The following is a 19,747-nucleotide window of genomic DNA, read 5'->3' on the forward strand; positions in this document are numbered from 1 at the left end:
GGGGCAGTGTACAAACGTGGGCATGCACGAACGCCGTGTGCGCAGGCATCTTCGTTTTGGATCGACGAGCTTCGTCGTGGCGACCGCCGCGATCGTCGCGGTCACCATCGTGCCCTCGCGTGCGTTCGGGTCGGACGACGATCTCACGCTCGACGTCGCCGGCGCGCCGATCGCATTGCGACGGGTTCCGAAAGGCACGTTCGTGGAAGGGTCGCCCGCGAGCGAAGCTGGGCGCGAGACGGATGAAGCGAGTCGGCCCGTCGCCATCAGCCGCGAATTCTGGATTGGGAAGTTTCCCGTCACGCGCGTGCAATTCGCGAAGTTCGTCAGCGACGCTCACTACGTCACCGAAGCCGAGAAGGGAAAGAGCGGCGGCTACGGATGGGATGGGCACGGCCTCTCGCAGAAGAAAGAGTTCAACTGGCAAAACCCCGGCTTTCCCCAGGCGGACGACCACCCCGTGGTCATCGTCACATACGCCGACGCCACGGCGTTTGCGACGTGGGTGGGAACGAAGACGGGGCGCCGCGTTCGCCTTCCGACGGAGGCCGAGTGGGAATACGCGGCGCGCGGCGGAACAACGACGCCGTGGTACGGGGGAAGCACGGCCGACGAGGCGTCGCGCACCGGATGGTTCAAGAACAACTCCATCTGGACCACGCATCCCGTCGGCCAGAAGAAGGCGAACCCCTTCGGTCTCTTCGACATGGCGGGCAACGTCGCGGAGTGGTGCCGTGACGTGTATGCGCCGTACGGCAAAGGCTCGGCCGCGGATCCGGAGTCGACGACGGCGCCGCAAGGCGAACCCGAACGGCACGTGCTGCGTGGAGGCTCGTGGCTGAAGGATGCGAACCGCGCGCGGAGTGCGGCGCGCTTCAGGAGCACGGCCGGGACGCGCAACGCGGAGATCGGGTTCCGTATCATCGTTGCGCCGGACGACGCGATGGCGCTCATGCCGGGCGCGCTCGGCCAGGGCAGCGACTTCGCTCCGGCGGGCCCGGCCACATTGGGAAGCGCACCCGTGACCGGTGGAGGTGCGCCGGGTGCGTTGACCGTGGCCGGTGGGGCGTCCGCTCGAGTCGAGTCTGGGGTCGTTGCGGACAAGTCCGGCAGCGCGGCACCACCGGCGGAGAGTCGATCGCTAGGCATGCTGATCGGCGCTCCGCTCGCGGCGGCAGCTGCCGTCGTCGGGTGGATGCTGCTTCGCAAGAAGGCCGGCGCCTCGCAGGGGGGCTTCGGGATCTCGACGAGACCTGGCGACGATGGCTTCTGGATGGATGCGCCTTCGCTCGCCGCCGGAACGCGCGTCCGCTACGAGTGCGTCGTGTCGGGAACGACGATTTCGGACGTCGTGCCGCTCAGCGGGCCTTCGACCTTCGTGTACACGGGCGGTCGGCCCGGGGCGATTCGCATTCTCGAGGTCATCGCCACGCAGCAGGGCGGATACCGCGCAGGCGAGCGTCCCTCCGCGCCGTTCGCGCAGCCCCCGCCGGCACGCGGGTCGCGTGGGCCGTCCACGTCGTCGACGTCGTCAATGTCGTCAACATTGATCAATGATGACCAGCCAATCAACGTGGTCAACGTCGTCAACATGGTCAATGCGAGTCACACGTCGACGCACGAGACGTCGTCCACGTCCTCCGCCGACGGCTCGGGGGCCACGACCTCGTGGGACGACTCCGCGCCGCTCGGTGATCCGCGTGCCTACTGAGGCCCTGCAAGCGCTCGTCGTCACCTCCGACTCCGCGCCGCCGTTCCTCCTCGCGCGCACGCTTCGCGCGCTCGCTTTCGTCGGCATCCCCGTCGAGATCGTCACCACCGCCGAGCTTCCGGCGAAGCTTCGCAACGCTCGCGCCCCGCTCTGGATTCTCCGTGCAGGAGCGTGCCCGACCCTTGCGCCTCGCATGCCGCCGCGAAGCGCGACGGGCCTGCCCCTGCTTGCCATCGGCGCGACGCTCGGCGACGTCGACTGGGAGCGGACACTCTCCGCGACGGGCGGCGATCTCACACGCGTTCGCGCGTCGGCGATGCGCATCGACAGCGTGTTCGTCGAGGCGCCGGCGGACTTCGCGAAAGCCATCGAAGGGCGCGTGGCTTCGTCGCCCGACGTGCTCTCCGCCGCCTGCGCCGTCCTCGTCGCGCGCGGCGAGGTGAGGGGGCTTCGTATTGCAGCGCTCGACGTCACGTTCCAAGCTCGCATGCACGTCTTCGAGGTGGTGACCACGCTTCATCGCGGCGGTGCCGAGCGCGTCGTCCTCGATCTCGTCACTGAGCTGCGCCGTCTCGGGCACGACGTCACTCTTGCCGTCCTCGACCGGTCCACGCGCACCACCTTCGAGCCCCCCGAAGGCACGCTCTTCGTCCACGAGCTCGCGAAAGACCGGCGAGGCCGCATCGAGGCGCTCGTCGAGCTCGTCCGGGTGAGTGGCGCCGACGTCGTCCACGCGCACCTTCTCGATGGCGACGAGATTCATGCGCTCGGAGCCAGCGGCGTTCCTGTCGTCATGACCGTCCACAACTCGAAGGCCGGCTGGCCTGCGCGGCTCGACGCCATCGCGCCCGGCGACGTCGACCTCTTCCTCGGCTGCAGTCGCGCCGTCTCGAACGAGCTCTCCGCGGCCTTCGGGGATCGAGCCCCCGTCCGAACGGTGTGGAACGGCATCCAACCGAGCGTCGTCGGCGAGGACATGCAGGATGCACGTGAACGCCTGCGCTCCTCGCTCGGCCTGCCCGAGGATGCCTTGATACTGCTCGCCGTCGCCAATCATCGACCGCAAAAGCGCCTCGAGCTCCTGCCCGCGATCGTCGCCGAGCTGCGTTCACGCGGCCGCGACGCGCATCTCGTGCTCGTCGGCGAGCCCGTGCGAAAGGATCCCGAGGCTCTCGCGGTTGCCGAATCGGTGCGTGCGGCCTCCGAGCGTCACGGAGTCGACGGCGCCATTCACTTGCTGGGATCCCAGGACGATCTTCGGCCGTTCTATGCCGCCGCCGACGTGGTCGTCTCTACGAGTGCCTTCGAGGGCCTCAGTCTCGTGCACCTCGAGGCGATCGATGCAGGCCGCCAACTCGTCACCACCGCCGTGAGCGGGGCCGAGGAGCTCGCACGCAAGCATTCCTCCGTGCATACGGTCGCCGTCGACGCGACCCCTTCGGACATCGCCGTGGCGGTCTTGGCGGCGATGGCGGCCCCCGCGGGAACCGGCCTCGCGCCCGACTTCAGCGCGAAGAAGATGGCGGCGCGACACGCGGATCTCTTGGCGCGCGCCATCGTCGAAGCGAAGGCAGCCAAACCGGAGCGACGCGGTCTCGTGCTCGTGACGAACAACTTCTCGACGGGCGGCGCTCAATCCAGCGCGCGTCGGCTTCTATCCATGCTGGCAGCGTCGGGGCGGAAGGTTGCGGCGTGCGTGATCGAAGAGCAGCGCGACTTCCCGACCAAGGGCCGAGCCGAACTCGAACGAGCTGGAATTCCGGTCTTCGCTGCGCCGCGAGCGGGCGCCGTCGATCCTCTCGTGACAGCCCGGGCCGTCGCCGCGTTCGTCGATCTGCGGGCTCCGGAGGCGGTTCTCTTCTGGAACGTCATTCCGGAGCACAAGGTGCTCGTCGCCGATCTCCTGCTCGACGTTCCGATCTGGGACGTGAGCCCCGGCGAGATGTACTTCGCCTCCCTCGCTCGGTACTTCGAGAACCCGCGGGTCGGCTCGCCCTACCTCGCGCCAGCCGACTACGCGCGGCGACTCCAAGGGGTCATCGTGAAGTACGAAGCCGAGCGAGCTCGTGCTGCGGAAACCCTGAAACCCGAGGTCTTCGTCGTTCCCAACGGCGTCGACGTTCCCGAGCGGCTCGCACGTCGCTCCGAATCCAAAGGCCGCGTCGTCATCGGCACGCTGGCACGTCTCAGCCCTGACAAGAAGCTCGAGGAGCTGATCGACGCCGTGAGACACATCGTCGACGACCTCGATGCCACGGGCCTCGAGCTCCGGATTGCCGGAGCTGCCGAGCGTGGGTCCGAAGAGTACGAGCTCGGGCTCGTGGCACGCGCACGCGGGCTGCCCATCGTGTTCTGCGGAGAGCGAGACGCTTCGAGCTTCCTCGCCGAGCTCGACCTGTTCGCGATGATCTCCGAGCCGAGCGGCTGTCCGAACGCCTCGCTCGAAGCGATGGCCGCCGGGCTTCCGGTGGTGGCAACCGATGCGGGCGGCGCGCGCGACCAAATCGCCGAAGGCGTGACGGGCCTCGTCGTTCAACGCGGCGACTCGCGTGCGCTCGGCGAAGCCATCTTCACGTTGGTGCGCGATTCCGAGCGTCGAACGGCGATGAGCGCCGCCGCTCACGCACGTGCGCGCGAGCTCTTCGACGTTCGCCGTATGGCCGAAGGCTACGCGCGCATCTGTCTCGACCGTTCCCGCGGACTGCGCGGTTCAGGTTCTTCGGCCGCGGCCGAGTGAGGTCGTCAGATCTTGCCGAAGGCCGATTCGGCGCGCAGGCGCCAAACGACACCGATGGCTTCGACGAAGATCTTCCGGCTCATCTTCGAGGCGCCCGCCGTGCGGTCCACGAAGACGATCGGCACTTCCTTCACGCGCATGCCCTTGCGCAGCGCGCGGTAGGTCATCTCGATCTGGAACGAGTAGCCGTTCGAGTGGATGCTCTCGATGTCGATCGCTTCGAGGGCACGGCGCGTGAACGCCTTGTAGCCGCTCGTGAGGTCCTTCACGTTCAGCCCCAGGATCGTGCGCGAGTAGAGCGAGCCGCCCTTCGAGATGAAGTGACGCCCAAGACCCCAACCCTCGACGCCGCCGCCGGGGATGTTTCTCGAGCCGATGACGACCTCGGCGCCGCCATCGAGCGCGCGGACGAAGTCCGGCAGGTACTTCACGTCGTGTGACAGGTCCGCGTCCATCTCGAAGAAGCGGTCGTACCCGTCGGCGAGACCACGCTTGAACGCCTGGATGTAGGCCGTTCCCAGCCCGAGTTTGCCGGGACGGTGCATGACCTTGATGTGGTCGTCTTTGGCCGCCATCTCGTCCGCCATGCGACCGGTACCGTCCGGCGAATTGTCGTCGACGATCATGAGATGCGCTTCCGGGAACGCGGAACGCACCGCGTCGACGAAACGCGGCAGGTTGTCTTTCTCGTTGTAAGTCGGGGTGACGATGAGGGTTCTGGGCATGGCAAGCGCGACCTGGAAAAGAAAGCAACGCTATACCACCTTTTGACGTAGCGCGGCGGGTCGCGAACGAGAGCCGTAACGGACACAAAACGGTTTAGAATCAAGACGTGGCTCTGAAATCCCAGCGTCCGCCGCCGGTTTCGCCGGAAGGTAGGAGCTCGGCCGTGCCGTCGGCACGGGCGTCTTCCCCGTCGATCGAGGTGGGCTTCACGTCCCATCGTCGAGCCGCCGGCGGTCGCCACCGCGAAGACGAGGGCCGCGAAAACCGCGAGAGCCGCACGGAGCTGAGCGGGCCGGAGGCCCGAATTGCCCGGCTCGAGGAGGAGCTTGCCCACGAGCGGCGCATCAGCGTGGCGCTCCGTGAGGTCGGTCTCGCGCTCGGGAGCACCACGCTCGATCTCGAGCAGCTCCTCGAGCTGATCCTCCACAAGATCAACGAGGCCATCGACGCCGACCGCGCCACGCTCTACTTGCTCGACGAGCGCACCAAGGAGCTCGTTTCGCGGATTGTCCAGGGCGACGAAGTCCGCGCCATCCGCCTCAAGGTCGGGCAGGGGATCGCCGGCCAGGTCGCGCAGATCGGCAAGCCGATTGTGGTCAACGACCCCTACGAGGATCCGCGGTTCAATCCCGAATGGGACATGACCTCGGGCTACCGCACGCGGTCGATCCTCGCCGTTCCGATGAAGAACCACATGGGGCGGACCATCGGCGTCATCCAGGTGCTGAACAAGCAGCACGGATCGTTCTCCGACCACGACGCCGTGGTTCTCACCTCGCTTGCCACGCAAGCGGCCATCGCGATCGACAACTCGCGGCTCTTTCTCTCGGTCACCCAGAAGAACACCGAGCTCCTGGAGATCAAAGAGCAGCTCGAACATCGCGTGCGCGATCTCAAGCTCCTGTTCGACCTCGAGAGCGCGATGGGCCGCGCCACGTCGCTCGAGGAGCTCTTCACGGGCGTGCTCACCGAGGCGCTCCGCACGAGCGAAGCGTTCGCCGGTGCCTTCGCGCTCAAGACCAACGGCCCGGGCGGCACGCACCTGTATTTCATGCGCCGCGACGAGGGCCGCCTCGTTCGCGCCGAGGTTCGCGGGGACAAGGGCTTCACGGGCGCTGCGATGGCCCACGGCGAGGTCGTCTTCACGAACGATGCGCAGCGCCACGCGTCCCACGACCCGGAGATCGAGAAGCTCCTCGGCGAGCGCTGCCACGCCTGCATCGCCGTTCCGCTCGAGGGCGAAGACGGCGAAGCGATGGGCGCGATCGCGCTCTACAACAAGACGTTCTCGGCGCCCGGGCAGGCGCGGGCGGGCTTCACCCAAGAAGATCGGGCGCTCTTGCTGCTCATTGCGGCGAACGCGTCCACCGCCATCCAGCTACAGCTGTCGCGTGAAGCGCGTGAGCGCGAGGAGCGGTTGACCACGATCGGCCGCCTCCTCTCGGGCGTCATCCACGATCTCAAGACGCCCCTCACGGTCATCAGTGGCTACGTGCAGATGATGCTCGCTGCCGACAAGCGCTCGGTGCGCGAAGAGTACGCCGATCAGGCGCTCAGGCAGTTCGAGCACATCGGCGCGATGCAGCGCGACGTCCTCGAGTTCGCGCGCGGCGAGAAGAGCATTCTCATTCGCAAGGTGTACCTCGCGAAGTTCTTCGCCGACGTCAAAGAGCAGCTGCAAACGCAGCTCGCGCGCTCCGGCGTGGAGCTCGTTATCGAACTCGCGGACAAGGGCACGGCGCGCTTCGACGAGGGCAAGATCCTCCGCGTCATCCATAACCTCGCGCGCAACGCCACCGAGGCCATGGCCCCGCGCGGTGGCAAGTTCACCATCAAGGTGACGCGCGACAAATCGGGCGGCGACGAGTTCCTCGTCATCACCTTCTCGGACAACGGCCCGGGCATTCCGAAGGAGATCGAGCATCGCCTCTTCCAGTCGTTCGTCACGAGCGGCAAGAAGGGCGGTACGGGCCTCGGCCTCGCCATCACGCGGCGCATCGCGGAAGAGCACGGCGGCACCATCACCGTGCACTCCACGAGCAAGGGCGTAACGTTCAAACTGAGGCTTCCGCAGGGCGAATGAGCCGCTTTCGCGTGTGGTTGCGCGCGGCCCAAGTCGCGGCCCTCGGACTCGTGAGCGTCTTGCCGGCCCACGCCGACGAGATGCCGCCCTGGAACGATTCCGGCGACGTTCCCGTTCCTACGTGGATGCGCTCGGTCGCGCCCAACAAGCTCGACGCTGCGATCTATGCCGAGCCGGGCAAGCTCGAAGCGCGTCGCGGAAGCGCGCAGCTCGGTGCTCGCCTGCCGCTCTACGGAACGCGGCGTGCGAACGGGTGCCAGGGCCGGTGGCTCAACGTCGGCCCACTGGCGTGGATTTGTTCCGACGTCGCCGACTACTCCGGAGACGATCCCGCCGCGCTTCTGCTCGGCGTTCGACCTTGGGTGCTTCCTTCGGGCGACGGCGTATGGCCCGAACGCCCCGGCGCGCGCTCGCTTCCGCCGATCGAGCCCACCCAACAGGGCGACGACGGCCTGCCGTATCGCTATTTCTTCGCCGGAGGCGACGGTGCGTACGGCTACGCGAACCTCGCCAACGCGCTCGACGATGCGCCCGATCAGGAGCTCGAGCAGGGCTTTGCGGTCGCCGCCATCGAAGAGAAGGCGGAGCACGGCGAGAAATGGATTAAGACGAAGAAGGGGCGTTGGATTGCGCTTCGCGAGCTCGTGGCTGCGCGTCCCTCGCTCTTCCACGGTGAGCTTCTCGACGGAAACGCACCCGACTTCGCGTGGATCTCGGCGGACAAGGCCAACGTCTACCCGACCGAGAAGCCCGACAAGACGGCCGGGACGCGCGTTCGCTTCGAGCGCGTGAAGGTCTACGAGGAAAAGCCGCCGGCGACGCCGAAGGGCGAACCCATGCTCCGCATCTCGGCCGACGGCGATACGCCGGCTCAGTGGATGCGCGCACGCGATCTCTCACGGCCGCGCCTCGTCGCGCCTCCTGCCGAAATCGGCGGCGAGAAGGCCTCGGAGCGCTGGATCGACGTCGATCTCGCGCAGCAGACGCTCGTGGCCTATGAGGGCACGAAGCCCGTTTTCGCCACGCTGGTGTCGACCGGCAAGGGCCCTCCGAAGAGTGACACGGCCACGAACCCGGGCGTCCACCGCATCTGGGTGAAGATCTTCACCACGAAGATGGACAACCTCGCCAAGGACGACGTCGAGAGGCACTACGCGCTCGAAGACGTGCCCTGGGTGCAGTTCTTCGACAAGGCGATCGCGCTCCACGGCGTGTTCTGGCACCGCGACTTCGGCCACGTGCACAGCCATGGCTGCGTGAATCTCGCGCCGCTCGACGCACGCTGGCTCTTCGCCTTCACCGGTCCGCACCTGCCCTCGGGCTGGACGGCCGTGTTTCCAACCAAGCTCGAGCCCGGCACGGTCATCCGCGTTCGCTAAACCGCCGTTCGCGATCTTCGATCGCGAACAGCGTTTAGCCCGTTCTCGTGGGGACCTTCCGGTCCCCCTCGAAACCTCCGGTTTCGAGCCTCCCCCGAACGCCTTCGGCGCGTCGTGCTTCGCACGACTTGGGACCTCGTCTGCCCTCACGGCTTCCTAATCGTGGCGAGAATCGTGCTCGCTCATTTTGTTGGAACGAGGTGGTAGGATCGACCCGTGATTTCGGTCGTGTCGGCAGTGCGGGACCTCGGGCGCGTGAGAGAGATCACGAGCGTGCTCGTGCGCCATGGCTTCGGCGAAGTCGTCGCGCGTATTGGCTTTGGCAAGAAGCCGCGATCCAAGGGCCAGTCGAGTGACGCGCCGCCCGTCTCCGGCGTTCGCGACGACGCCCTCGAGATGTCGAGCGACGAGCTCGAAAAGGGCGAGGAAGAGAAGAACCGCATCTCCACGGCGGAACGCATTCGCCTGGTTTTGCAGGACCTCGGGCCGTCGTTCATCAAGCTCGGCCAAATCGCCTCGACCCGCAACGATCTCCTGCCCGCCGACGTCATCGCCGAGCTCCGCAAGCTGCAGGACAACGTCCCCAGCGTTCCGTTCGAAGAAGTGAAGGCGGTCATCGAGTCGAGCCTCGGTGAGCCGCTCGACAAGCTCTTCGTCTCGTTCGACGAAAAGCCTCTCGCCACCGCGTCGATCGGACAGGTTCATCGCGCCACGCTCGCGACGCCCGACGGCGAGGCCAAGGTGGTCGTCAAAGTGCAGCGTCCGAACGTGGGTGAGACCGTCGCCCGCGATCTCGAGCTCCTGCACATGATGGCCGCCGCGCTCGAACGGACGATCCCCGAGACGCGCATCTATTCGCCGATCGGACTCGTTCAGAACTTCGATCGCTCGATCACCGCCGAGCTGAACTTCACCATCGAGGCCGAGAACAGCGAACGCTTCACGCGGAACTTCGAAGGCACTCCGCAAGGCGAGCTCGCGAAGTTCCCGAAGGTCCACAAGCAGGCCTCGAGCAAGCACGTCCTCGCGCTCGAGTTCTTCGACGGCGTGAAGATCGACAAGGCCGCGGCGGCCGGCATCGACACGAAGAAGGTCGCCAAGAACGCCGTCGGCGTCGTCATCAAGATGGTCTTCGAGGACGGCTTTTTCCACGCCGATCCTCATCCCGGCAACGTCATCATCATGCGTAGGCACGGCGAAGGGGGGCCGCCCGAGGAGGGCGAGCCCGTCATCGGCCTCATCGATCTCGGCATGGTCGGGCGCCTCAGCCCCGAGCTCCGCGATCGCACGATCGATCTCATGGTCGCTGCCGTGCGCCAGGACTCCTATGCCGTCGCCGACGCCCTCTTCGCCATCGGCCGGCCCACGAAGAAGATCGACATGCGCGAATATCGCGCGGAGGTCTCGCTTCTCGCCGAGAAGTACATCGGTCGCACGCTCAAGGAGATCGACCTCTCGGCCATGATTCGCGACCTCGTGCAGGGCGCGATGAAGTACGGCATCGAGATCCCGCCCGACTTCATGCTCGTCGGCAAAGCGCTGATGACGCTCGAGGGCATCGCCAAGGAGCTCGATCCCGAGCTCGACGTCTTCGGCGAGGCGCAGCCCTACTTCGTCGACCTGCTCAAGAAGCGGTATTCACCGCAGCGACTCGGCAACGAGCTCATTCGCGGCGTCGAACAGCTCTCGCGCGCGGGCTACGACGTGCCCCTCCAGGCCCGCGAGGTCCTCGAGGATCTCCGGCTTGGGCGCTTGGTCATCAAGACGGAGGACCCCGCTCTTCCGGCGGCTACCGACAGGCTCGGTCGCCGCCTCTTTTCGGGCATCGTCGTCTCGTCGTTCACCGTCTCGGGCGTCCTCGCGCTCTCGTCGGCGAAGATCGTCGGAATCGTCCTCCTCGCCATCGCGGGCATCATGTTCTTTGCCCACGTCCTCAACGACCTGCGCCGCGCCCCCCGTCGTCGTTAGAGCAGCGCGAACTCCGTCCAGAGCGCGCGCTCCTCGCCGGGCGGCACCACGAGGAGGTGGTCGCCCGTATTCAGGGCGTTGGCGGGCGAGGTCCATGGCTCGAGGCAGACGAAGTCTTTGCCGGCGAGCGTCCACACCACCCAGCGACCGAACTCGGGTGAGGCCGAGACGATCACCTTCGAGCCGTCCCCGAACTCGAGCGTGGCGCGGTTCCCGAACCCGCCGGGCGGAGCGTGGTCGAAGAGGTGGAGGTCGACTTCTTTGGCCGTCAGGTCGATGGGTGCCTTTACCTCGACCTCGCGCTTCTGCACGTTGTCCCAGCCGCGCGTTGCCTTCGTGGGGATCTTCGCGGCGCTCTTCGCGGCTTGCGGCACGTAAAAATAGGGGTGAAACCCTGCCGAGAAAGGCATCTCCGCCGCGCTCTGGTTCTTGTAGCGCTGTTCGATGCGGAGCTTCGGGCCGTCGAGCCGGTAGCGGAAGCGCACCTCGAAGTCCCAAGGGAACGCCGCGCGCGTGCGCTCGTTCGAGGAGAGCACCAGCGTCACCTCCTGCTCCTTGACCCCCTCCACGGTCCACGGTTCGAGACGCGCGATACCGTGCTGCTTCATGCTCCCGCTTCTCCCGTTCCAGGTGAACCGGTCGTCGGCAAGAGGGCCGGGAGAGGGGAACAGAACCGGATTTCCGCCGCGAACGTTCTTCGTCTGGTCGAGCAGCGTGGCTTCGTCCAGGTAGAGAACACGGAGCTCGCCGACGTCGAAGCGCGTGACGATGCCGCCGCGGGCGGGGGCGATGCAAACGCGCGACCGGCTCACCCCGTCATGAAGGGCGTCTTCCAGAGTTATCGTTTCGAGCGGGGTGATCTCGGGGAAGGCCATGGCCCGCTACTGTAGCGCCAACTTTACGCACGCGAGCGTTCGTGTCAGTGATTCTGGGTCATGACCGAGCTCACGCTGCCCGCCGCCACCATCGCAGCACTCCGAACGCGTCACGTGGCGTTCCTCGCCGAACGCCTCACCGACGAGCGCGCGCACGGTGACTTCGTCCGCTCCTTCGAAGGGGCTTACGATCACATTCTCACGCAGCGCATTCGTGACGTGGTGCAGCCCGAGGTGTTCGTCTCGGGGCTCGTGAAGATCCTGAGTGAGAAGGGCGTGAAGGGCTTCGGGGCGCCCATCGGTCACGACATCCACCGTCGCGTTCTCGCCTCGCTGCGCACCCACGACGTCAAGCTCGGAGCCTACGTTCCGGGCGAGGCGCGCACGGCGATCGATTCGCTGATCGCGCGGCCCGACATCGTGCCCGAGGCCCTCATCCGCCGCGTCATCGAGCAAGAGGCCACCGAAGAGATCCTGCGCGACGTCCTCTACGACGCTCTTCGGGAGTTCAACGACAGCGTGAATCCCTTCTTCGCCGAATGGGGATTGCCCGCGCTCCTGAAGCGCGTCATGCCCATCGGCTCGGGCACCGTCATCAAGTCGATTGGCGCGATTCGTGGCGAATTCGACAAGCGACTCGAGCCCGAGATTCGGAAGTTCCTTCTCGTCTTCTCGCGGAAGGCCAAAGGCAAGATTGCCGACTTCGTGGTTTCGAAGACCAGCGATCCTACCTTCGTGGCCCTTCGCAAGAACGTCGCCCTCTTCTTCTACGAGCAGACGCTCGCGGACGTCGTGGTGGGCGTGACCGAGGAGGTGCGTGGCGATACGGACCGCGCCGCCGACGCGATCATCCTCGAGGTGATTCGCCACGAAGAGCCCCGCAAGCATCTGCAGGCTGCCCTCACCGCGTTCGTCGAGGAGAATGGCGACAAGACGCTCGGGGAGTGGTTGACGAGCATCGGCGTGACGGAGAGACCCGAGCTCGAGCCTCTGGCGGAGCTGCTATGGCCCCACGTCCGTCTGCTCCTCGAGAGCCCTCCGGCGCGAGCGTTCTTCGAGCGCGTTGCGTGGGACTTCTACGCCACGCTCGAAGCCAAGGACTGAGCGCGGCTACAAGTCTTTGCCGAGATTGTCGACCGCTGCATCGAGCGAGTCGAGGGTCGTCTCGATCGACTGCTTCGCGCTGTTCCAGCCGTCATTCGTCACCCGCGGGAGGTTGCCGACCTTGGTATCGGCATCGCCCTTCTGCACGACGTACTTCTGCCAATTCGTCGTGAAATCGGCCTTCTTTTGGGCGGTGAGCTTGCCGGACTTGGCCTTGAGCTCCTTGGCCTTGGCGTCGAGCTTCGTGATGCGTTCCTTCGACTTGCTCTCGAAGTCACGCCGCTCCTGATCGAGCACCGCGCCTTTGTCCATCACGTTGGTCTGCGACGACGAGATCATCTGCTGATCGTCCGATCGCTGTTCGGCGCGTTCGGAACGCTGCTTCGCCTCGAGCTCGGCGCGCTTGTCCACGTCCATGCTGCTCTGCTGCGCCTTCACCTGCTCGTCCGCTTGCTTCTGGTCGAGCGCGGTCTGGGTCTGGTGGGCTCTCATCTCGTCGCTGCTCAATTGCGCTTCGGCCGCCTTCGCGTCCTGGGGCCGGTCGTGCGAACACGCCGCGAGGCCGACGGCGACGATGGAAGCAACGGCGAGACTGTGGAGGTTTCGGCTCATGAGGTCACCTTTTCTGGATGGGTCGGTTCGCACGTCTGGAGTCGCGTGCAATCGATGCGTCCGGCGCTGCAGCGATCGGCACCCAGCGATGGCCGCCGTGCGAGTCGGCGACGTCGCGGTCGAGGGCCCATCGCAACGCGCGTGCCGACTCGTCTCGCGTGTTCGTTTCACGAGCGCGCACGTGCTCCGCGCCCCTGGATTTTAGGTCGATCGCGTCAGGCTCGAGAGCGCGTCCGTAGCGATTCGATGCACGATGGCGCGCGATCTCGGACCGGGACACGAGTGGCAACACGTGTGGCCACGAGTCCCGCGCGGGACATCGGGTCCCTCTTTCGTGCTCAGCCGAGGACCAGGACGCGCGTCGAAGGCGGATCCGCGAAGAGCTCCTCGACGTCGGCGCGGCGCCGTTCGAGACACGCGTGCTGGTTCGTGTAGCCCTTGTCGGTGATCTCGCCGGCGTCGCTGCTGGGCGGTTCACTCAAGAGCAGCACGCGTACGATCTTCATCGAGCCGCCGGGATTGTCGGCATTCCACGCTGCAAGAACCTCGTGGACGCGACGCAGGATGGTCTCCGACGTCGAGAGCTCGCCGAGGGCGCGTTCTCCTCCGACCACTGCACGACAGCCGACGATGCTGGGCCACGCGAGCAGTCCGAGCGACTCACGATCGTGCCCGCACACGACCACGTCCGTCAGGAGCCCGCCGGCTTTTGCCACGACGCCCGTGCGCACGTGCGTGACGCTCACCCACGTTCCGCTCGACAGCTTGAAGTCTTCTGCCACGCGTCCATCGAAGGCGATCCCCGCCTCCGGCCGTTCGGGATCGACGAACTTCACCGCGTCGCCCATGAGATAGAAGCCCTCGTCATCGAAGGCGGCTCGCGTAAGGTCCGGTTCGTCGAGGTAGCCGGGCATCACGCTGGGGCCCTTCACGCGCACCTCGACCTTGTTGCCGCTCGGAACGAGCTTCAGCGTCACGCCGGGCGCCGGAAGTCCGATGTTCCCCGCCGAAGGAACGTGGAAATGCGTCGACGTCGCCATGGGTGACGTCTCGGTCGAACCCCACGCCGTGGTCATGAAGACCTCGCGTTCGCTCCACTTCGCGGCCAGCGTGGTGAGGCGCTTCCAGAGATCGGGCGGAAGCGCCGCCGCGGCATAGAACATGACGTCGAGGCGCTGGAAGAACGCACGTGCGAAGGCGTCGTCCGATTCGAGCTTCGGAACCAGCGCGGCATATCCCGCGGGTACGTTGAAATAGAGGGTCGGCGGGAGCTCACGCAGGTTGGCGACCGTCGCATCGATCCCCGCCGGGGTGGGGCGTCCTTCGTCGACGAGCAACGTCCCGCCGTGGAAGAGCACCATGTTGAAGTCGTGATTGCCGCCGAAGGTGTGGCTCCACGGCAGCCAGTCGACGAGTACCGGCGGCTGTCCCTCGGAGAGGAACGGCCAGCATTGCGCGATCATCTGCTGATTCGAGCAGAGCATCCGATGGGTATTGAGGACGCCTTTCGGGAATCCCGTCGAGCCCGAGGTGAAGAGGATCTTCGCCACGTCGTCGGGCTGGATCTCGGACTCACGTACGCGTAGCTCGCCGCCGGCGCGACGAGAAGCGAGCGGCCGTAGATCGTGAAGAAGCGTGGCTCGTTCGCGAAGCCCAGACCTTTCGATGGCCCGCTCGAACGACTCAGGGCGATCGACGAACACCACGCCAGGTTTCACCACATCGAGCACGACGCGAAGCTTCGCGAAGTCCTGCGAGAGCAGAGAATACGCCGGAGAGATGGGCACGAACGGCACCCCGGCGAGGTGGCAGCCAAGCATGAGCAGCGCCAGGTCGACGGAGTTGCCCGAGAGCGAAGCCACCCGCACGTCACGTGGTTGCTCTCGAACCAGCCAGTCCGCGATTCCTTCGGCCGCCTCGAGCGCCTGCTTCCACGTCGTTCGGTGAAGAACTCCCGTCCGACGCTCGACGAGAAAATCTCGCTCGGGCGCCCTTGCCGCCGCGCGCCGGAGGAGATCTCCCAGCCGCCGCGGCGGTTCGTGGAGTTCCTGCGGGGACGAGAGATACCAGACGTCTCCCTTGCGCTCGGCGCTGACCCGTTGCGGAGCAAGCTTCAGCGGCATGGCATCGATGATGCCACGGCCTCGTCATCCTCGCGACTGTCGGCCGGATGGCTCGTTGCGTCAGCGTGCTGTCAGGTCTGCCGTTCTCGAATCGCGATTAGTTGCATTGTCCATTCTGGCATTTCCCGCTGCTGCAGGAGTTGCCGCACGCTCCGCAGTTCGCGGCGTCGAACTTCGTATTCACGCAGGCAGTGCCGCATTTCGTGAGGGCAGGGCCGCAGCTGCACGTGCCGTTCGAGCAGATTTCATCGGCTTCGCAAGCGTTGTCGCAGCTCCCGCAGTCGACGGGGCTTGTCTTGAAGTCCGAGCATCGTGCCGACGGACCAGGATTGCATATGTCCTGTCCAGCGGGGCATGCCTCGCATGCACCGTCGACGCAGCGCGCACCAGGGGCGCATACGTTGCCGCAGGCTCCACAATTGCTCGGGTCCTTCTTCCTGTCGACGCAGGCGCTGTTGCAGTAGGTGAGGCCGGTTGCACAACCGCAAGAGCCGTTGTGGCAGCTGAGGCCCTTCGCGCACTGTGTTCCACACGATCCGCAGTTGTCGGAATCGAAGGCGAGGGTCGAACAGGTCTGGCCGCACGGGACCTGGCCGATCGGACAGTTCTTCCCGCAGTGGCCCCAAGCGCACACCGTGCCTTCGGGGCAGACGTTGCCGCAGCCTCCGCAGTTCTTCGGATCGGTGGCGTACGAGACGCACACGCCTCCGCAGACCGTTTGAAGAGCCGGCACTCCCTCGCCTACCGATCCGGTGCACACGACGGCGCCGTCAGCGCTGGTGCTGGCGTCCGTACCGGTCGAAACTGTTCCGCCGTCGCTCGTATTCGAATCGGCGTTGCTGGCGGCGCAGGCTGCGGCGAAAGGCACGCCGAGCGCCGCCGCCAGCACGAAGAGCTTGGCTCGTTGCATCCACGCACGCGACATCGTGAGTCCTTCGTTCGAGAGAATCAGTGGCACTCGGAGCGGGAAGCTCCGAGGTACACTTTGACTTGGTTGTTCGGCAGATCGACGGCGAGGATGTCCTGCCGTCCGTCGCCGTCGACGTCGGCAACCGTGAGTCCGCCCGTGCCGCCGGGAAGGATGACGGGCGGAAAGTAGCTGCCGTCACCACTGCCAATGCGAACTTCGAACGACTTCGTGCTCTGGTCGGCCTTGGAGCGTCCTCCGGCGAAGATGAGATCCACGATCTTGTCGCCGTTCAGGTCTTTGGCGATGACCGTTGCGGTGCCGACGGGCACGTAGAGTTTGGAGCCGCCTTTGAACGTGCCGTCGGCCTGTCCTCGGAACACCTGGGCGCTCGACCAATCGACCGTGACGATGTCGAGCCTCCCGTCGCCATCGAGATCGGCGACGGCTACGGAATAGCCGGCGGGGCCGCTCACGTACGATTGGCGCTTTTCGAACGTGCCGTCACCGTTGCCGTGGAAAATCTCCATCTTCGACGGGTCGTCCGAGTAGTAGAGCGCCGTATTGTTGGCGATGACGAGATCGAGCTTGCCGTCACCGTCGAGATCGACCGGATCGGCATACATCGGAGCGACCGAGCCGCTCATGACGTTGACCGGTGGTGCGAAGTTGCGATTTCCCTGATTGAGAATGACGGCATAGCCGGGGAGAAACGGGTCGCTTACGACGATGTCGACTTTGCCGTCGTTGTTCACGTCCGCCGTCGCAAGGCCGCTCGCATAGGCAGTTCTGTTCTGGACGACGGGCCGAGACAGACTCGTCAGAGTCGGGGCGAACGTGCCGTCGCCGAATCCAAAGAGAACGAGGGTCGCGAGGGCCCCGGGATTTGCGGTGTCCGGCCCTGCGACGGCGACATCGAGCTTGCCGTCGCCGTCGAAGTCCGCGACGCCAATGTCGGCCGCATTCATGCCTGTCCCGGCGACGCGTTGAATCAACTCGAAGGTGCCGTCACCGTTGCCGCGAAAGACGTCGAGGCTGACCGACGTACGCACGAGCATGTCGACTTTGCCATCGCCGTTCAGGTCGGCGGTGGTGATTCCCACGGGCTTGGGACCCGTGGCGACGTCGTGGTCATTCGTCCACGACGCGCACGCCATGCATGCGCCGCTCGTGCAGTAGAAGTCGGGTCGGCATGCGACGCCCGCCGAGCCCCGGCCTTCTCCGCAGCCCTCGGTTGCCCCGCAGTGGTTCTTGTTGGTCTGCGGATCGGTGCAGACCCCTCCGCAGGTGATCGAGGCTCCGGGGCAGACGCAGCTTCCACCGAAGCACGTCTCGTCACCGTTGCAAGCGTGGCCGCACGAGCCACAATTCGCAGCGTCGGAGCGCACGTTCGCGCAAGTTCGCCCGTTCGGACCGTCGCACGTGGCGAGACCCGCGCTGCATGTGCATTCGCCGGCCGTGCACGTCTCGGATTCGCCGCACGTCTTTCCGCACGCGCCGCAGTTGAGTCGATCCGTCGCGGTGTCGATGCAGCTCGATCCGCATGCGGTCTTACCGGCTTCACAAGTGTTCGCGCAGTTCGGACCCGTGCACGACGGTTGAACGGCGGCGTCGCTGCTGCACGCGGAGGCGAGAGATGCAGCGGCGAACAATGCCAGTGCACATGCGAGTCCGCGACGGAGGGGATAGGAACGCATCATTGGCACTCGGGGCGCGCGGACTTCTGTCCGGTAAGAACGATGACTGAATCGTAGGAGCTCGAGATGATGTCCGTGATCCCGTTGCCGTCGAGGTCGGCCGTCGTCAGGTACACGCCGGCGACGTCGGTAGAAAAGTCGTATTGCTCCTCGGCGACGAACGTGCCGTCACCACGGCCGCCTCGCACGTAGAGATGCGAAGGATAGCCGCCGCCAACTCCGACGAGATCGCGGATGCCGTCGCCCGTGACGTCCGCGAGGGTCACGTTGAAGGAGCCGCTGAAGAGGACGAGTGACGGATACTTCCACGTCCGACCCCCGTCGCCGGGCGCGAGCCACCACTGGTTGGCGACTCCCGATCCACGCCAGAAGACGTCTCTTTTGCCGTCGCCGTTGAAGTCTGCAATCACGAAGCGATCGTAGCCACCGATGCCTATCGGCGCGCTCCATGAGTCGCCGAACGTGCCGTCGCCTTTGCCGAACAGAATGGTCGTCGGGGAGAAAACGAAATCGGCGTGACCGTCTCCATCGACGTCGGTGATGGCGAGGTCGGTTACGGAGGCGCTGCTGTTGATGTCCGTCAGCTGTTTCGCGAAATTGGCGCCGAGCGCGAACGCGCCGTTGGCCTTCGCGACGTAAACCCGCACGTCTTCGGCCCCCCAATCGCCGCCCGTTGCTAGGAGGTCGTCACGCCCGTCGCCGTCGATGTCACCGGCCGCCAACGACTCCACGGCGGTCTCGCGATCGATGCTCGCGCCAGCGGCGAACGTTCCATCACCGTTTCCATGGTAGACGACGAGGTAGTCGAACGCGGGGGGCGCGGTGAGTCGGCGATTGCCGACCGCCAGATCCTTCTTCCCGTCGCCGTCGTAGTCCAGCACGACGAGTTGAATGGGGGAGCTCCCGACCGCAAACGAAGTGCCTGCGCGGAATGTTCCATCACCGTTGCCGAGAAGGATGTCCAACTTCGCATTCGCGAGGTCGAGCACCGCAACGTCGAGCTTCGTGTCGTTGTTGAAGTCGGCGACCGCCGCCCGAAGACCTGCCTGGTTGCTGATCGGCGTCCGTTGGAACGTCCACGTCTTGGTCCATGCTTGGCAAAGGTGGCAATTGCCTTCCGAGCAGTATCCATTGGCCAGGCAGGCCGACCCACTCCATCCGGTGTTGAATCCACACCCCGGGGTCGCCCCGCAGTGGTTCTTTTCCTTTTTCGGATTCAGACAAATGCCGTCGCACGAAACGAGGTTCGTGTCCGCGCAGGTGCAGGCGCTCGCGTTGCATGTCTGTCCGGCCGGGCAGACGTGTCCGCACGAGCCGCAGTTCTGTGCGTCGACCGTCGGATCGATGCACTTGTCGCTACACGAGAGTTGGCCTTCCGGACATGGATTGACGCAATTGCCATTTCGGCACTGCTCGGCCGCGCTGCAGGCGTTGCCGCAAGTACCGCAGTTCTTCGAATCCGAAAGCAAGTCGGAGCATTGGCCATTGCAGTTCTTGAGGCCGTCTTCTTCGCAGGTTCGGCACCGCGCGCCTCGACAGAATCGGTCGGCAGCACACACCGTGGTGCAGCTTCCGCAGTGGTCGTGGTCGCTTTTGAGGTCGACGCATTCCGTCCCGCAATACAGATGATCGGAGGGGCACGTGTCACCGCCCCCATCCGCGCTCGAGGAAGCGTCTGCGGCGGCGGGATGCGTGTCATCTGGCGTGCTGTCGCTCGAACACGCGCTGGCGGTCATGGCGAGAAGGAGCGCGCTGCAGGCCGCCAGCGGGAAGAGGACTCTCGCACCCAGCCTGCGCGACGGGGTCTGGCTTTGGTTCATCGAGA

At 65.7% G+C, this 19,747-nt stretch carries 13 protein-coding genes; 6 read left to right on the top strand and 7 right to left on the bottom strand.

What is annotated here, in order from left to right:
- Positions 1 to 22: 22 nt before the first annotated feature.
- Both AKJ09_RS18495 and AKJ09_RS18500 read left to right on the top strand, forming a co-directional pair.
- Positions 23 to 1,711 carry a formylglycine-generating enzyme family protein gene (locus AKJ09_RS18495; protein ID WP_146648524.1) on the top strand — a complete coding sequence of 563 codons (1,689 nt, stop codon included), beginning with the start codon at positions 23 to 25 and terminating at the stop codon, positions 1,709 to 1,711.
- The gene (locus AKJ09_RS18500; RefSeq protein WP_146648525.1) at positions 1,701 to 4,448 is read left to right on the top strand and encodes a glycosyltransferase; all 2,748 of its coding nucleotides are present in this window, start codon (positions 1,701 to 1,703) and stop codon (positions 4,446 to 4,448) included. Before AKJ09_RS18495 ends, AKJ09_RS18500 begins: the two co-directional genes overlap by 11 nt.
- 5 nt (positions 4,449 to 4,453) lie before the next feature.
- Here AKJ09_RS18500 and AKJ09_RS18505 read toward each other — a convergent pair whose 3' ends face one another.
- Positions 4,454 to 5,173: a polyprenol monophosphomannose synthase gene (locus AKJ09_RS18505; protein WP_146648526.1), complete on the bottom strand. Its 720-nt coding sequence runs from the start codon at positions 5,171 to 5,173 to the stop codon at positions 4,454 to 4,456.
- A gap of 164 nt (positions 5,174 to 5,337) precedes the next feature.
- On the opposite strand from AKJ09_RS18505, the gene AKJ09_RS18510 reads away from it, so the two are divergent.
- The 3 genes from AKJ09_RS18510 to AKJ09_RS18520 all read left to right on the top strand — a co-directional run bounded on the left by AKJ09_RS18510 (position 5,338) and on the right by AKJ09_RS18520 (position 10,604).
- The gene (locus tag AKJ09_RS18510) at positions 5,338 to 7,257 is read left to right on the top strand and encodes a sensor histidine kinase (RefSeq protein WP_240488515.1); all 1,920 of its coding nucleotides are present in this window, start codon (positions 5,338 to 5,340) and stop codon (positions 7,255 to 7,257) included.
- A complete protein-coding gene (locus tag AKJ09_RS18515; RefSeq protein WP_146648527.1) occupies positions 7,254 to 8,636 on the top strand; it encodes a L,D-transpeptidase in 1,383 nt (460 codons plus the stop codon). Before AKJ09_RS18510 ends, AKJ09_RS18515 begins: the two co-directional genes overlap by 4 nt.
- A gap of 216 nt (positions 8,637 to 8,852) precedes the next feature.
- Positions 8,853 to 10,604, top strand: a complete 1,752-nt coding sequence (locus AKJ09_RS18520) for an ABC1 kinase family protein (protein WP_146648528.1) — start codon at positions 8,853 to 8,855, stop codon at positions 10,602 to 10,604.
- Here AKJ09_RS18520 and AKJ09_RS18525 read toward each other — a convergent pair.
- Positions 10,601 to 11,479 carry an aldose epimerase family protein gene (locus AKJ09_RS18525; RefSeq protein WP_146648529.1) on the bottom strand — a complete coding sequence of 293 codons (879 nt, stop codon included), beginning with the start codon at positions 11,477 to 11,479 and terminating at the stop codon, positions 10,601 to 10,603. The genes AKJ09_RS18520 and AKJ09_RS18525 overlap by 4 nt on opposite strands.
- Positions 11,480 to 11,539: 60 nt before the next feature.
- Here AKJ09_RS18525 and AKJ09_RS18530 point away from each other — a divergent pair, with 60 nt between their 5' ends.
- A complete protein-coding gene (locus AKJ09_RS18530; RefSeq protein WP_146648530.1) occupies positions 11,540 to 12,583 on the top strand; it encodes a hypothetical protein in 1,044 nt (347 codons plus the stop codon).
- A gap of 6 nt (positions 12,584 to 12,589) precedes the next feature.
- Here the strand turns inward: AKJ09_RS18530 and AKJ09_RS18535 are convergent, their stop codons facing one another.
- From AKJ09_RS18535 to AKJ09_RS18555, 5 genes are all read right to left on the bottom strand, one after another.
- Positions 12,590 to 13,195, bottom strand: coding sequence for a hypothetical protein (locus tag AKJ09_RS18535; RefSeq protein WP_146648531.1), 606 nt, complete (start codon positions 13,193 to 13,195; stop codon positions 12,590 to 12,592).
- 338 nt (positions 13,196 to 13,533) lie between these two features.
- Positions 13,534 to 15,318: a feruloyl-CoA synthase gene (locus tag AKJ09_RS18540; RefSeq protein ID WP_146648532.1), complete on the bottom strand. Its 1,785-nt coding sequence runs from the start codon at positions 15,316 to 15,318 to the stop codon at positions 13,534 to 13,536.
- Positions 15,319 to 15,415: 97 nt separating this feature from the next.
- On the bottom strand, positions 15,416 to 16,243 hold the full coding sequence (locus AKJ09_RS18545) for a hypothetical protein (RefSeq protein WP_146648533.1): 828 nt from the start codon (positions 16,241 to 16,243) through the stop codon (positions 15,416 to 15,418).
- A 23-nt stretch (positions 16,244 to 16,266) separates the two neighbouring features.
- On the bottom strand, positions 16,267 to 17,925 hold the full coding sequence (locus AKJ09_RS18550; RefSeq protein ID WP_146648534.1) for an FG-GAP-like repeat-containing protein: 1,659 nt from the start codon (positions 17,923 to 17,925) through the stop codon (positions 16,267 to 16,269).
- Entirely contained in the window at positions 17,922 to 19,742 is a 1,821-nt protein-coding gene (locus tag AKJ09_RS18555) for an FG-GAP-like repeat-containing protein (protein ID WP_169927643.1), read from the bottom strand. The genes AKJ09_RS18550 and AKJ09_RS18555 overlap by 4 nt, the downstream gene beginning before the upstream one ends.
- Positions 19,743 to 19,747: the final 5 nt, after the last annotated feature.

The organism is Labilithrix luteola (assembly GCF_001263205.1).
In the GTDB taxonomy this organism is placed as follows: domain Bacteria; phylum Myxococcota_A; class Polyangia; order Polyangiales; family Polyangiaceae; genus Labilithrix; species Labilithrix luteola.

Excerpts from the sequence above, each read along its gene's own strand:
- AKJ09_RS18495 (WP_146648524.1), top strand. The coding sequence starts at position 23 with ATGCACGAACGCCGTGTGCGCAGGCATCTTCGTTTTGGATCGACGAGC.
- AKJ09_RS18505 (WP_146648526.1), bottom strand. The coding sequence starts at position 5,173 with ATGCCCAGAACCCTCATCGTCACCCCGACTTACAACGAGAAAGACAAC.
- AKJ09_RS18515 (WP_146648527.1), top strand. The coding sequence starts at position 7,254 with ATGAGCCGCTTTCGCGTGTGGTTGCGCGCGGCCCAAGTCGCGGCCCTC.
- AKJ09_RS18525 (WP_146648529.1), bottom strand. The coding sequence starts at position 11,479 with ATGGCCTTCCCCGAGATCACCCCGCTCGAAACGATAACTCTGGAAGAC.
- AKJ09_RS18530 (WP_146648530.1), top strand. The coding sequence starts at position 11,540 with ATGACCGAGCTCACGCTGCCCGCCGCCACCATCGCAGCACTCCGAACG.
- AKJ09_RS18535 (WP_146648531.1), bottom strand. The coding sequence starts at position 13,195 with ATGAGCCGAAACCTCCACAGTCTCGCCGTTGCTTCCATCGTCGCCGTC.
- AKJ09_RS18540 (WP_146648532.1), bottom strand. The coding sequence starts at position 15,318 with ATGCCGCTGAAGCTTGCTCCGCAACGGGTCAGCGCCGAGCGCAAGGGA.
- AKJ09_RS18545 (WP_146648533.1), bottom strand. The coding sequence starts at position 16,243 with ATGTCGCGTGCGTGGATGCAACGAGCCAAGCTCTTCGTGCTGGCGGCG.
- AKJ09_RS18550 (WP_146648534.1), bottom strand. The coding sequence starts at position 17,925 with ATGATGCGTTCCTATCCCCTCCGTCGCGGACTCGCATGTGCACTGGCA.
- AKJ09_RS18555 (WP_169927643.1), bottom strand. The coding sequence starts at position 19,742 with ATGAACCAAAGCCAGACCCCGTCGCGCAGGCTGGGTGCGAGAGTCCTC.